This window comes from Calditrichota bacterium, from assembly GCA_013152715.1.
In the GTDB taxonomy this organism is placed as follows: domain Bacteria; phylum Zhuqueibacterota; class Zhuqueibacteria; order Thermofontimicrobiales; family Thermofontimicrobiaceae; genus 4484-87.
This window is the reverse complement of the sequence record JAADFU010000203.1, coordinates 1-12,190: the sequence shown is the minus strand read 5'-3', so window position 1 is coordinate 12,190 and position 12,190 is coordinate 1. Positions and strand designations below refer to the sequence as shown.

General features: G+C 46.9%; 12 protein-coding genes. 10 read left to right on the top strand and 2 right to left on the bottom strand.

The genetic code is table 11. From position 1 onward, the window contains the following. Positions 1 to 747 (top strand): hypothetical protein (locus tag GXO74_16295; protein NOZ63214.1); only part of this gene is annotated, 747 nt, incomplete at its 5' end. Between the two features lie 92 nt (positions 748 to 839). Then, positions 840 to 1,031: a hypothetical protein gene (locus tag GXO74_16290; GenBank protein NOZ63213.1), complete on the top strand. Its 192-nt coding sequence runs from the start codon at positions 840 to 842 to the stop codon at positions 1,029 to 1,031. 95 nt (positions 1,032 to 1,126) lie between these two features. Here GXO74_16290 and GXO74_16285 read toward each other — a convergent pair whose 3' ends face one another. Continuing rightward, positions 1,127 to 2,329, bottom strand: a complete 1,203-nt coding sequence (locus tag GXO74_16285) for an ATP-dependent 6-phosphofructokinase (protein ID NOZ63212.1) — start codon at positions 2,327 to 2,329, stop codon at positions 1,127 to 1,129. A 485-nt stretch (positions 2,330 to 2,814) separates the two neighbouring features. On the opposite strand from GXO74_16285, the gene GXO74_16280 reads away from it, so the two are divergent. From GXO74_16280 to GXO74_16245, 8 genes are all read left to right on the top strand, one after another. Continuing rightward, positions 2,815 to 5,973: a hypothetical protein gene (locus tag GXO74_16280; GenBank protein ID NOZ63211.1), complete on the top strand. Its 3,159-nt coding sequence runs from the start codon at positions 2,815 to 2,817 to the stop codon at positions 5,971 to 5,973. Between the two features lie 83 nt (positions 5,974 to 6,056). Beyond that, positions 6,057 to 7,010, top strand: a complete 954-nt coding sequence (locus GXO74_16275) for an aldo/keto reductase (protein NOZ63210.1) — start codon at positions 6,057 to 6,059, stop codon at positions 7,008 to 7,010. A gap of 15 nt (positions 7,011 to 7,025) precedes the next feature. Beyond that, entirely contained in the window at positions 7,026 to 8,018 is a 993-nt protein-coding gene (locus GXO74_16270; protein ID NOZ63209.1) for a Gfo/Idh/MocA family oxidoreductase, read from the top strand. A gap of 131 nt (positions 8,019 to 8,149) precedes the next feature. Next, complete coding sequence (locus GXO74_16265) at positions 8,150 to 8,428, top strand: cupin domain-containing protein (protein ID NOZ63208.1); 279 nt, start codon at positions 8,150 to 8,152, stop codon at positions 8,426 to 8,428. A 13-nt stretch (positions 8,429 to 8,441) separates the two neighbouring features. Further along, entirely contained in the window at positions 8,442 to 9,071 is a 630-nt protein-coding gene (locus tag GXO74_16260; GenBank protein ID NOZ63207.1) for a hypothetical protein, read from the top strand. 82 nt (positions 9,072 to 9,153) lie between these two features. Continuing rightward, positions 9,154 to 9,795, top strand: a complete 642-nt coding sequence (locus GXO74_16255; protein ID NOZ63206.1) for an NUDIX hydrolase — start codon at positions 9,154 to 9,156, stop codon at positions 9,793 to 9,795. 17 nt (positions 9,796 to 9,812) lie between these two features. Further along, a complete protein-coding gene (locus GXO74_16250) occupies positions 9,813 to 10,130 on the top strand; it encodes a hypothetical protein (GenBank protein NOZ63205.1) in 318 nt (105 codons plus the stop codon). Positions 10,131 to 10,184: 54 nt separating this feature from the next. Beyond that, positions 10,185 to 11,024 (top strand): ion transporter, encoded by an 840-nt coding sequence (locus GXO74_16245; GenBank protein ID NOZ63204.1) that lies wholly within the window; start codon positions 10,185 to 10,187, stop codon positions 11,022 to 11,024. A 48-nt stretch (positions 11,025 to 11,072) separates the two neighbouring features. On the opposite strand, the gene GXO74_16240 is transcribed toward GXO74_16245, so the two are convergent. Next, positions 11,073 to 11,651 carry a sulfotransferase gene (locus GXO74_16240; GenBank protein ID NOZ63203.1) on the bottom strand — a complete coding sequence of 193 codons (579 nt, stop codon included), beginning with the start codon at positions 11,649 to 11,651 and terminating at the stop codon, positions 11,073 to 11,075. Positions 11,652 to 12,190: the final 539 nt, after the last annotated feature.

Below are 12,190 nucleotides of genomic sequence, written 5' to 3'. Positions count from 1 at the left end.
AACATCATCTGGTTCGACGGGGATTGGGAGAAAGCCTGGGATCACGAAAAAGGAATGGATTTGTACCGTTATGTTCGGGAGTTGCGAAATGATATTCTAATAAACAATCGGGTGGATAAGAGGCTGAAAAGCATGCACGGCATGACTGCCTCTGAAAAATTCGCCGGAGATTTCGGCACGCCGGAACAACATATCGGCGCTTTCGACATTGATCATCCCTGGGAGTCTTGCATCACGATTTGCCAACAGTGGGCGTGGAAACCGAATGACAAATTGAAAAGTTTGCGCGAATGTATCAGGACTTTAGCGCGTGCAGCCGGCGGAGGAGGAAATCTGCTGCTAAACGTAGGTCCCATGTTGGACGGCAGAATCGAGCAGCGTCAAATCGAAAGGCTGAAACAGATCGGTCAATGGCTGGCTCAATACGGCGAAAGTATTTATGGTACGCAAGGCGGTCCTTTTAGACCGACCACCTGGATGGTTTCCACGCGGAAGAAAAATAAAATATATCTCCACCTCTTCACTCTGCGTGGGAAAAAACTTCTTTTGCCGGAATTGAAAGAACACCACGTTCTCTCTGCCCGCGTGTTGGGAGGGCAAAAATTGACTATGGTCTCCCAAAAGGGACAAATTTCTGTACAACTCCCGCAGAAACCGATTGACGAAAACAATACTGTGGTTATATTGGAGCTTGACAGAAATGCTTCAGACATCCAGCCGTTGGATGTGCCCCAAAGTAGTCAATGATCAGACCGCTTATTCAGTAAAATCCGCGCGGAAGAACCGCTGTCTTTCAACTGGTTCTTCCGGGCTAACTTATCAATAAACAAGGAGATATCATGGCAAAAACCAAACAAGCAGTATCAGCAAGTTTTCTGGCTATCGGAATTGTTTTTCTCATCATCGGCTTTGTGAGGCAGGGAATGACAATTGATTTTACAAGCGGCATGTTCTCATTGGGAGTTATTTTCACGATTTCAGGTCTGGTGGCTCGGGTGTTGGAAAAAAGGTCAAAAAAATCCGAAAAATAGCACCGATATTTCATTTGCTCATTTTTCGCAAAAAGCCCGATCTCTAAACAGGAATCGGGCTTTTCATTTCTAAAAAATTCGACAATTTTTTCCGATCAATCGCTCGCCATAATGAACAACGGCTTGGTCTCGAAGCGCTTGAAATGCGGCCGCAGACGGTCGGTATTATAATATTTGTCCACGTCCACTAATTTTTTGTAGCTGGTCACCACCTCGATGGGCGCATTGTCGTAGCGGCCGTTGTTGAGGATGGCAAGCCTGCCGTGCACGCCGTCGAGGATCAGATCCAGCGCCAAATTACCGTACGCCATGGGAACGATGGAGTCGATGGCGTCCGGGTCGCCGCTGCGGACGAGATAGCCCAAACGCTGATTAATCACATTCACCTGCATGCCGTTGTTGTATTTCGGCGTCAATTCTTTCAATTTTTCTGAAATCAAATCGCCAACGCCGCCCAATTTTTTGTGGCCGTACATGTCCTTCTTCTGATCTTCGAACACCATCTCGCCGCCCTTGAACATGGTGCCTTCGGACACCAGCACCACCGAATATTTGCTGGGATTGGTGTAGCGATCCTGAACGAGCAGTTCAGCCAAACTCTCTATATCAAATTTGTACTCCGGAATGACGCAGCGATTGGCGGCGCCGGCCATTGTCGGCAGCAGCGCGGTAAATCCGGCGTAGCGACCGAAAACTTCAATCACTAAAATTCTTTCATGCGAGCCAGCGGATGTGCGCAGCCGATGAGTCATTTCAATGGTGCGCGTAACGCAGGTGCTGAAACCGATGCAGTAATCTGTTCCGGGTACATCATTGTCCATTGTTTTGGGCATAGCGATTACTTTCACGCCTTCTTTATGCATACGCACGCCGTAGCTCAGCGTGTCGTCTCCGCCGATGGGAATGAGGTAATCAATCCCCAAAAAGTCAAGATTTTTCAACACTTCAACGGTCAGGTCGTTTTGCTCATCTTTGTATTTGTCACTTAAATGCCCCGGCACCAAACTCTTCGGCACATGACTGGGTCGAGTACGAGAAGTGTGCAAAAATGTTCCTCCCGTTCGACCGACTCTATTTACCATCTCTTCGGTTAACATCCAATAACTATCATGATTGTCCGCGCCTTTTTCAGGAACAATATCAACCAACCCCTTCCAGCCGCGACGAATTCCAATCACTTCAAAGCCTTCGCGAATGGCGCGAATCGTAATCGCGCGAATTGCCGGGTTCAAGCCGGGCACGTCGCCGCCGCCGGTTAATATGCCGATTCGTCCTTTGATTTTCTTGATGTTCGCCATGTCAGTTTCTCCGTTAAATTTTGCATCACCAGTTCAGGTCGTTTTATCTGCGTAAAATTCATTACATTAAAACATTAAATATAATGTATCAACATTTGATAGTCAATGATTTTTTTTAATTTTTGTGAAAATTTGGGCAATCGGATTGTTCAAATATTTTTTGATCGACATTACGAGTGTAATTGATTTTTTATTACTACAAGCTGCCCGGACACAAAGAAAAATCAAAAAGAGAGAGTAATTCTGATTTTTGAAGGGAAACCCGACTCTGGAAAAAATCCAAAATTATCATCTGCGATTTTTTCTTCAACTTTCCGTTCATTTTCTTTCAAAAACATTAACGATTATCCGCTTGACTTTTTGCCTCTTTTTTCCTATAATTAAACTTTCGGTAATTGTTATTTTCAACAAACCGGTTATCTCAAACATCATCTCATTTCCTGATCAATTAAAAAATCTGACAATTTAAAAATCAGGAGCTTGCCATGAAAAAATATGCGTTTCTGTTTTTATCTCTCATCTTCTTTGTTTCTTTTTTGAATCTGCAAGCGACAGAGAAACTCATTGGTGCGCGACATCCGGCGCTTTCATCGGACGGCAAAACCATCGCTTTCTCTTACATGGGCGACATCTGGACAGTACCGAGCACGGGCGGCAGAGCGATTCAGCTTACCAATCACACCGCCTACGACCAAAAACCGATCTGGTCTCCGAACGGCAAATGGATCGCTTTTACTTCGGATCGCCAAGGGAACAATGATGTTTATCTCATTCCTGCAGACGGGGGAATTCCGCGACAGATCACTTTTCACACCAATTCCGATGAGGCGACTGACTTCACGCCTGACGGAAAATGGGTCATTTTTCGCTCCAACAGATCGTCCATGTCCGGACTGTTTAAAATTCCCGTTGCTGGCGGGAATGCACAGCCGATTTTAGATGATTACTGGACTTGGGTTTTTCACGGCAAAATGAGCAGCGACGGAAAAAGCCTGTCATTTCTTTCCGGCATGGAAAACAACTTCTCGTGGCGGCGCGGCTATCGCGGCAGCAATACGACGAGAATCTGGATCAAAACTGACAACCAAAAAACCGCGCGACTTGTTTTTGCTGACTCCAGTAATTGTTTCTGGCAAAATTGGAACCCGGACGCTTCGAGGATATTTTTTGTCTCCGACCGCATCAGCGGCGTGAAAAACATCTGGTCAATTCGCCGCGACGGTTCAGATCTGCAACAGGTGACAAATTTTCCCGATAAAGATATCACATTTCTTTCTCTGGCGAGAAACGTCCTTGCCGCTGCTTATGAACGAAATTTTGAAATCTGGCTGACAAACTTGCAGACGGGCGAATCTCATCCGGTCGCCATCGACGCACCGGCGGAAGAAAAAGAGAATCGGACGTTTCGGCTCAAAAATGAATCGGTTTCTGAATTTCGCGTGTCGCCCGATGGCAAAAAAATCGCTGCCGTGGTGCGCGGGGAAGTTTTTGTCACTTCGACCGACGGCGGTTACGCGCGCAACATCACCAATTCTCCGTGGCGCGAACGAGATATTTTTTGGGATAAAGAAAGCCACAGAGTATTTTTTGTATCGGACAAAAATGCGAAACCGGAATTGTACTCGACACCCGCAACCGGCGGCGGGAAGTGGCATCAGTTGACGCACATGACAGACGACGTCCTCTCCCCTGCCCTGTCCCCGGACGGGAAATGGATCGGTTATTTCCACGGCAAACGCGAACTGCGCCTCATTCGCCCCAATGGCAAGCAAGATCATTTGCTCATCGAGGATAATTTTGGCGGCAGATTCGGCGATGATTTTGTCTGGTCGCCGGACAGCCGATTTATTGCTGCGTCGGTGCAACGCTTTGGGCAATCGGACATCATCGCTGTGAATGTTTTGAACGGCGAGACGACCAAACTCACGAACACGGCTTACGATGAGTCTTCGCCGCTGTGGTCGCCGGACGGAAAATTTCTGCTTTTTTCGTCCAATCGTTTCGGCCACAGTTTCCCGGAATTCACCGGAAAATGGGACATCTACCAGCTCGATTTTGCGCCGGTCAAACCAAAATTTGACGAAGATAAATTTGAGAAATTATTTAAAGCGAAAAAAGAAACCGAGGAAAAACCCAAAGATAAAAAATCAAAAGATGAAAAAAAGGAAAAATTAAAAATCGAATTTCAGCTCGACGACATCGACCAGCAGACGCGCGCTGTAACCAACACGCTGGGCAACGACCGTTCTTTCGTGCTTTCGCCGGCGGACACGAGCACTGTTTATTTTGTCTCCAACATCGACGGCAAAAGTCATCTCTGGAAAACGAGTCTCAAAGATAAAAAACGCGGCAGCTACGAGCCTTTCATGCCGCAGGTGAAAAATCCGCGCGGCCTGCAATTTGACAAAAAAGGGAAAAAATTGTACGCGCTTTCCGGCGGAAAAATCGGCGTGATCGAGATTTCTAAAAAGAAATACAAAGCAATCGATTTCAAACGCGAATTGAAGATCGACAAAACCGCTGATTACGAACAAATGCTGGCAGAGCTATTTTACACGCTGCAATTTTATTACTACGACAAAACTCACCACAAAACAGATTGGCAAGCAATTTACCGCCAATTCCGACCGGTGCTGAAACAGGTGCGTCAGGATCAGGATTTTTACGACTACGCCAATCAGATGATCGGTTTTCTCAATTCATCGCACACCGGCATCCACGGTCCCGGTGGACGATCCAGCGAAGACAGAAGTCTGCACGTGGGAATCATCTGGCAGTTCGAGCCGGACAAAATCACCATTAAAAAAATTCTTAAAAAAAGTCCCGTTTATTTTCACCGGGACAGCGTTCAGGTCGGAGATCAACTCATTGCCGTCAACGGAAAATCAGTCGCGGCGAGGACGAATCTGTGGAAAATTTTAAAGGGAAAAATGGATCAGCGGCTGCGGCTGACTTTTCGTAGCAAAAAGAAAAACGCTCTGGTGACTGTTGCCGTTAAGCCGATTTCCGCGTCCGCTGAATCGCGCCTAAAATTGGAAGAGTGGATTGATTCCAGGAAAGAAATCGTCAAAAACAGCACCAACGACCAGGTTGCCTACATTTACATGCGCGCCATGGGCTGGGGCGATCTGACTCGTTTTCTCAAAGAATTAGAGCGCGACGCCGTGCCGCGCAAGGGTTTGATTCTGGACCTGCGTTACAATTTCGGCGGCAACGTCCACGACCGCGTGCTTCAGGCGCTGATGAAACCAACCTACGCCAAATGGAAAATACGAGGTCTTTCGGAAACGCCGCAGTCAACGTTCGGCTTTGCGGACAAACCGGTGGTGCTGCTGGTCAATGAAGTCACGCTCAGCGACGGCGAAATGACTTCCAACGGATTCAAGACGTTAAAACGCGGTCCCATTGTCGGGAACAAAACTTACGGCTGGCTTATTTTTACCACCAGCGTCCGACTCATGAACGGCGGCTCTTTTCGGCTGCCTTTCTGGGGCTGCTACACGCTCGACGGTCAGGACCTGGAAACGCAGGGCGGCGTGAAGCCGGACATTTTAGTAGTCAACGGTCTGAATGATATTCTGTCAGGCAAAGACCCGCAATTGCAAAAAGCGATTGAAGTGATCGACAAATTGATTAAAAAATAAGAAGTTCACTCAAGTGTGCCCACCTTTAAGGTGGAGTATACTTGATTTTATGAAACTAGGAACACTTGAAAATGAGCAATGAAATGGAATACCGGAATTTAGGAAAATGGGGACTTAAGGTCAGCAAGTTCGGACTTGGCGGCTGGGCAACCTACGGCGAAAATGTGAACGACCAGAAAATTGTGAACCAAATTGTCCGCACGGCTTACGACGCCGGGATCAATTTTTTCGACATGGCAGATGTTTATGCCCGCGGCGAATCGGAAAAAATGATGGGCAAGGCTTTGCGCGAATTTCCCAGACACACGCTTGTTTTGAGCAGCAAAATTTTCTGGCCGCTGAGCGACGACGTCAACGATCGCGGCCTGTCCAGAAAGCATATCATTGAATCCGTGGAAAAAACTTTGCAACGCATTGGTACCGATTATTTGGATTTGTATTTTTGCCATCGTTTTGATCCGGAGACGCCGATCGAAGAGACCGCCCGCGCCCTGGACGATCTGGTGCATCAAGGAAAAATTTTGTACTGGGGAACCAGCATGTGGAGCAGTCAACAGATCACCGAAGCGCAGGCGATTGCTGCGCAGGGAAATTTTTACGCGCCAGTCGTAGAACAGCCGTTGTACAATCTGATCGACCGCAAAAGATACGAGACTGAAATTGCTCCCATGGCGGAAAAATTTGGCATGGGGATTGTCACTTTCAGCCCGCTGGCGTCGGGATTTTTAACGGGAAAATACGATGACGGCATCCCGGAAGGCAGCCGCATGGCACGATTGGAGTGGTTGCAAGAGCGTTACTATCAGGAGCAATTTCTCAAAAAATTGAAGTCTTTCAAGGATTTCGCTGAAAATTTAGGAATTTCCCGGGCGCAGCTTGCCATTGCCTGGGTCGCGGCGCAGAAGACAATTTCCAGCGTCATTCTCGGGGCTACTCGGGTGGAACAGTTGCAGGAAAATTTGGAAGCCGCCGAAATTACTATTACCCGGGAAATTGACGAACAGTTGCAGCAGATTTTTCCGGCTAATGAAGAATAGGATGAAAGGACAAAAATGAGTGGTCCGATAAAATTAGGCATCATCGGCTGCGGCATTGCGGCGCGGGATTTGCACTACCCAGCGCTGCAAAAATTGAAAGACAAGTTTGAGATCACGGTTGTCTGCAATCACACCGAACCCAAGGCGCGCGACTTCGCAGAGTTGGTTGGCAACATTCCCTATGTACTTGATTATCATGAACTTTTGCAAAGGGACGACGTAGAGGCGGTCGACATTATTTTGCCCATAGATTTGAATTTTCAGGCAACAAAAGATGCGCTGGAAGCGGGCAAACATGTCATGCTCGAGAAGCCCATTGCCGCGAACCTGGACGAAGCCGATGAAATGTTGGCGTTCCCGGAGAAGTATCCGCTGGTGATGATGGTGGCGGAAAATTTCCGCTATCGCCCGACTTTCCGCAGGGTGAAAGATTTGCTTTCCGCCAAAGTCATTGGTGAGGTGTATTCTGTTTTCTGGAATGTTTTTTACCATGTGGACAGAAGCAACAAATACGCCATGACAGAATGGAGAATTAATCACAAATACCCCGGCGGATTCATCACCGACGGCGGAGTGCACAATATCGCAGCGCTGCGCTTTCTGTTCGGTGATTTCGAGGGGGGGCACGCGTTCGTCAAAAGCATCAATCGCGAGATCGGCGAACAGGACACTTTCAGTTTGCAATTTCGCACCAAAAGCGGCGTGGACGGCGTGTTCAGCGATTTTTTCAGCGCTAACGGCTATTCGGAAAATCGCATGATTATTTTTGCCAGTGAAGGCAGCATCATCGTGTCAGATAATTCAATTTCAATTTTGCGGCAAGGGAAAAAAACGCAGCTCGAAACCGTTGACGACGATGGCGGTTACTACGACGAATTTGTCGATTTCTACCACGCTGTGCGCAACGGACAGCGAGTCATTGCCACATTTCAAGAGTCGCATCGGGATTTGGAAATTATCATCCAGGCGCTCGAAGCAGCGGAGAGGAAAGTTCGGGTTAGATTTTGAGTTGGTGATTGGCCTTTGGCCTTCGGCATCTGGCATTTGGCTTTTGGCTGCTGGCTTCGTCCTAATAATTTATTTTGAGTTTGAGAACTGTTTGGAAATTTGAGCTGAAAACTTTTCAGGAGGAGAAACTTATGGGCGAAATTCGTATCATTCATAAACCGGACAAAAAACTACTGGAAGAAATGGACGTTTTTAATTGGTCTGTGTGGGAACAAGGGGAATCTGAATTTCCCTGGTACTACGATGAACAGGAAATTTGCTATTTTCTGGAAGGAGAGGTTGTTGTTACGCCAGAGGGCGGCACTCCGGTCGAAATGGGAAAGGGCGATTTGGTGACCTTTCCGGCGGGCATGTCCTGCATCTGGAAAATTCGCAAAGCAGTGAAAAAGCATTTTTCCTTTGGGGAATAAAAAAATTCAAAAAATGGGACAAAAACTCTGCCCAAAAATCATTCTGGAAGGCACGCGGCTGACGTTCAAGACGGAAATTGCTTTTGCTTTGAATGAACACCCGCGCATCGTGGGAGCGAGAAAATATCGCTACCACTCCCCCATTATTTCCGCGGAGTGGTGCGCTTTCACAAATTTTCCCTGGGGCCGCGGTCTGATTAATTTTCTGCCCGAAGAAGCGGAAAAAGCCCTGGAAACTTATCGCACCTGGGCGAAATTATTTGAATTGCAAAAATATTATTCGTGGATCATCGACCGGTTTCATATTTCTACGCAGGCTTATCAGCTTCAGACGTACGGCACAAAGTACGATTTTCGCTGGCTGGAACAAAAGCTGAACACGCTGGGTTTCCATCTTGTATTTCTCACGCGCAGCCCGCAGTCGTTCGCTGCGGCGCGCCGGGAACGGTTGAAAGTGTCAGGAAATCCGTCGCAATACAATGATTTGCAGAAATTCATCGACGAGCAAATTTTGCTGGAAAGATTAGTGAGAGAATCCGTCTTGCCGGCGCTGACGCTGGACATCTCGGACAACAACATTCTCCGCGCCGCAGAGGCTATCGCAGACTGGTTGGAGCAGACAGGCGGTTTGTACGCAACTTGATTGCGTCCAAATTTTTTGCGCTTCCTGCAATTTTTTATTGACATTAATCCATTCAAGTTCTATATTTTAAAATGAAGAATTAATGAATTCACCGAATGCAAAAAACGAAACGCTCGACTGGCTGAAATGGGCGCGCGAAATTCAGGCGCTGGCACAGTCCGGCTTGACCTACATCCAGAACGAATACGAACGCGAACGCTACCAGCGGCTGCTGGAAATCGCGGCGGAAATTTTGGCGAATCAAACCGATCTGTCAAAACAAGAGGCAGTGGAAAATTTTCAGCTTCAACCCGGCTATGCCACGCCCAAGGTCGATGTCCGTGGCGCTGTGGTGCGCGAGGGAAAAATTTTGCTGGTGCAGGAACGTGCGGACGGCCGCTGGAGCATGCCCGGTGGCTGGGCTGATGTCGGCGATCTTCCGTCGGAAATGGTCACCCGCGAAGTGGAAGAAGAGAGCGGGTTCGTCACGGCGCCGAAAAAAATCATCGGGATATTCGACGCCAACCGCGACGGCAGACCCCTGGAATTTTACCACGCGTACAAAATTGTTTTCCTGTGCGACATCATCAGCGGCGAAGCGCGTCCCAGCTACGAAACTCTGGACGTGGGATTTTTCCCGTTCGAGAAATTGCCGCCGCTGTCCCGCGCGAGAACAAACGAGCGCCATTTGAACGAAATAATCGCCCATTTGAAGAACCCTGATCGACAAACATATTTTGACTAACAATACAGGAGTGAGCTATGTATTTGACCGTGATCGTTCTCATCTACGTAATAATTAGCTACTTGATTTTCAAACAATTAGCTTACATTAGCAAATTTAGAAAAAATAACATCACCAATGCCGGCGTGTCGCGAAATCTGTCCTCGCTGGCGACAAATTCATCCTTCCTTTTCAAACAACTCGTTTCCAAGGGCGTGATTCAGGAAGTGAAAGGCGGCAAGTATTTTCTCGATGCGGAAAAAGGTACTTTTTTTGCCAAAAAAAGACGCGGGCTGTTTTACTCCGTGACCTTTTTCTTCCTCATCATTTTCTTTTTTGTGTGGAATAATTTTTGACAACATCATTTTGCAATGCTGACTTTTCCAATTTACTGAATAAAAAGTGAAGCCATGCCTGAAAATGAAATAAAAAAGATCAGCCAGCCCTTTGTACAGCATTGGCGGAATCGAGTGCACGAAATTATTTTTGAAGCGGACACGCCAGCCGGGCGGTGGTTTGACATTTTGCTCATCGCCAGCATTTTGCTCAGCGTGCTTGTCGTCATGCTGGACAGCGTGAGCAGTTTGAAACAGCAACATGGCGAATTGCTTGTCGATTTGGAATGGCTGTTCACGATTTTATTCACTATTGAGTACATTCTTCGGCTCATCTCCGTGGGCAAGGCGTTGAAATACGCGACGAGCTTTTACGGCATCATCGATTTGTTAGCCATTCTGCCTACTTACATTTCCGTCTTTTTCCCGGCAAGCCGTTTCCTGGCTGTGATTCGCATTCTGCGCATCCTGCGAATTTTCAGAATTCTCAAATTAGTGCAATACCTGCACGAGGCCAATGCACTGTTTCAGGCGCTGCGCGCCAGCCGGCGCAAGATTGTCGTTTTTTTATTTGGAGTTTTCAGTCTTGTTGTCATTTTGGGGTCGTTCATGTATATCATCGAAGGCGAAAAAAACGGTTTTACCAGCATCCCGCGCAGCATCTACTGGGCAATCGTGACGCTGACTACTGTCGGCTACGGCGACATTTCTCCGCAGACCGGTCTGGGCCAGACTTTGGCGGCAATTATTATGATTTTAGGCTACAGCATCATTGCTGTGCCCACCGGCGTAGTGACTGTGGAAATTTCACGCGTTCAAAAATCTTCGGTTTCCACGCAGGTGTGTCCTCAGTGCAGTCGCGAAGGTCATGATTCGGATGCGGTTTTCTGCAAATATTGCGGGGCAAAATTGTAAACAACGCGCTCCACCTTTTTCGCCGATGAAGCGCGTTGTTGCTCAAAGCTACTTCGCAGCTCTATTGCGGTACAAATTTTTATCAATCGCCGCCATCATCTTTTCTTCATCGAGACGATTCCCCAGAAATGCGTTCACTTTCTTAATATTTCCTTCCGGATCAGCGACAGCCTCGTGGTAAGTCACGTAAAGCACATCCATGTTGGATTGTTCCGCGAGCCATTTCTCAATTTTTTCCAGATGTTTCTCAAATTCCCGCGCCATGATTTCGTCAGGCACCGTGTCCGTGGGCTCGCCGCGGCGAATCAGCATTTTTTTCTGGCTGGCGAGAATTTCTTCCATGCGCCGACGCATGAAAATCACTTTGTAGTTGTATTCCGGCGGCAACTCGGTCAGCAGCGCCGAAATTACTTTCACACCCTTTCCCACGGTATCTTTGACCCAGTTCTTGTCTTCTTTTAATTTTTTTACCTGCTCGAGCTCATAATATCCTTTCGGATTGTCATCATCTGCAGTGCGGATGCCATCGACGACAATTTCCATGCCGCCGGAGTCCAAAATACGCATCATCATTGACGTCCCCGAGCGGGGCAAGCCGGAAACTACGGTCACAAAATCGTTACTCATACTGTTCCTCCAATTTAGCGAAAATTTCGCTCGATTAAGATGTTTGCCATTTATTAATTTTTCAGTTTAATGAATCGGTTGATTTAATTGTTTCAATTTTAGCCGCCTGTTTTATTTTCACACAGCGGGCCACAATGACGCTCATTTTATTTATTTGTTAATATTGAAAATAGCAGAATAGTTGCCCAAAAACCCCGATCGAAGCGATTAACAACAAAAATCATTCCTTTTTGGGATTTATATCATTTTAATTTTGAAACGTCACAAATTATCAGAAATGACTGTTATCTCAGATGTGTTATAATGCAACTCTGAAAAGGGGTGAATATTGTTATCCCATAAATAAAATCGTCGTTCGATAACTGTTTTTATATTTTTTGTTGAACTCCTTCAGAGTTCCTCATTTTTGTTGCAACTGTTGTTTACTACAAATGTTTATCCGCCTACAGCGGATTTTAGTTCAAATTTCCATTATCCGCAAGGACGCCGAAGGCGTTTAACTTTTGTAGAAAAATAACAACAAAACACTAAACAACAAC

Excerpts from the sequence above, each read along its gene's own strand:
- GXO74_16240 (NOZ63203.1), bottom strand. The coding sequence starts at position 11,651 with ATGAGTAACGATTTTGTGACCGTAGTTTCCGGCTTGCCCCGCTCGGGG.
- GXO74_16280 (NOZ63211.1), top strand. The coding sequence starts at position 2,815 with ATGAAAAAATATGCGTTTCTGTTTTTATCTCTCATCTTCTTTGTTTCT.
- GXO74_16265 (NOZ63208.1), top strand. The coding sequence starts at position 8,150 with ATGGGCGAAATTCGTATCATTCATAAACCGGACAAAAAACTACTGGAA.
- GXO74_16245 (NOZ63204.1), top strand. The coding sequence starts at position 10,185 with ATGCCTGAAAATGAAATAAAAAAGATCAGCCAGCCCTTTGTACAGCAT.
- GXO74_16275 (NOZ63210.1), top strand. The coding sequence starts at position 6,057 with ATGGAATACCGGAATTTAGGAAAATGGGGACTTAAGGTCAGCAAGTTC.
- GXO74_16250 (NOZ63205.1), top strand. The coding sequence starts at position 9,813 with ATGTATTTGACCGTGATCGTTCTCATCTACGTAATAATTAGCTACTTG.
- GXO74_16290 (NOZ63213.1), top strand. The coding sequence starts at position 840 with ATGGCAAAAACCAAACAAGCAGTATCAGCAAGTTTTCTGGCTATCGGA.
- GXO74_16270 (NOZ63209.1), top strand. The coding sequence starts at position 7,026 with ATGAGTGGTCCGATAAAATTAGGCATCATCGGCTGCGGCATTGCGGCG.
- GXO74_16285 (NOZ63212.1), bottom strand. The coding sequence starts at position 2,329 with ATGGCGAACATCAAGAAAATCAAAGGACGAATCGGCATATTAACCGGC.
- GXO74_16255 (NOZ63206.1), top strand. The coding sequence starts at position 9,154 with ATGAATTCACCGAATGCAAAAAACGAAACGCTCGACTGGCTGAAATGG.
- GXO74_16260 (NOZ63207.1), top strand. The coding sequence starts at position 8,442 with ATGGGACAAAAACTCTGCCCAAAAATCATTCTGGAAGGCACGCGGCTG.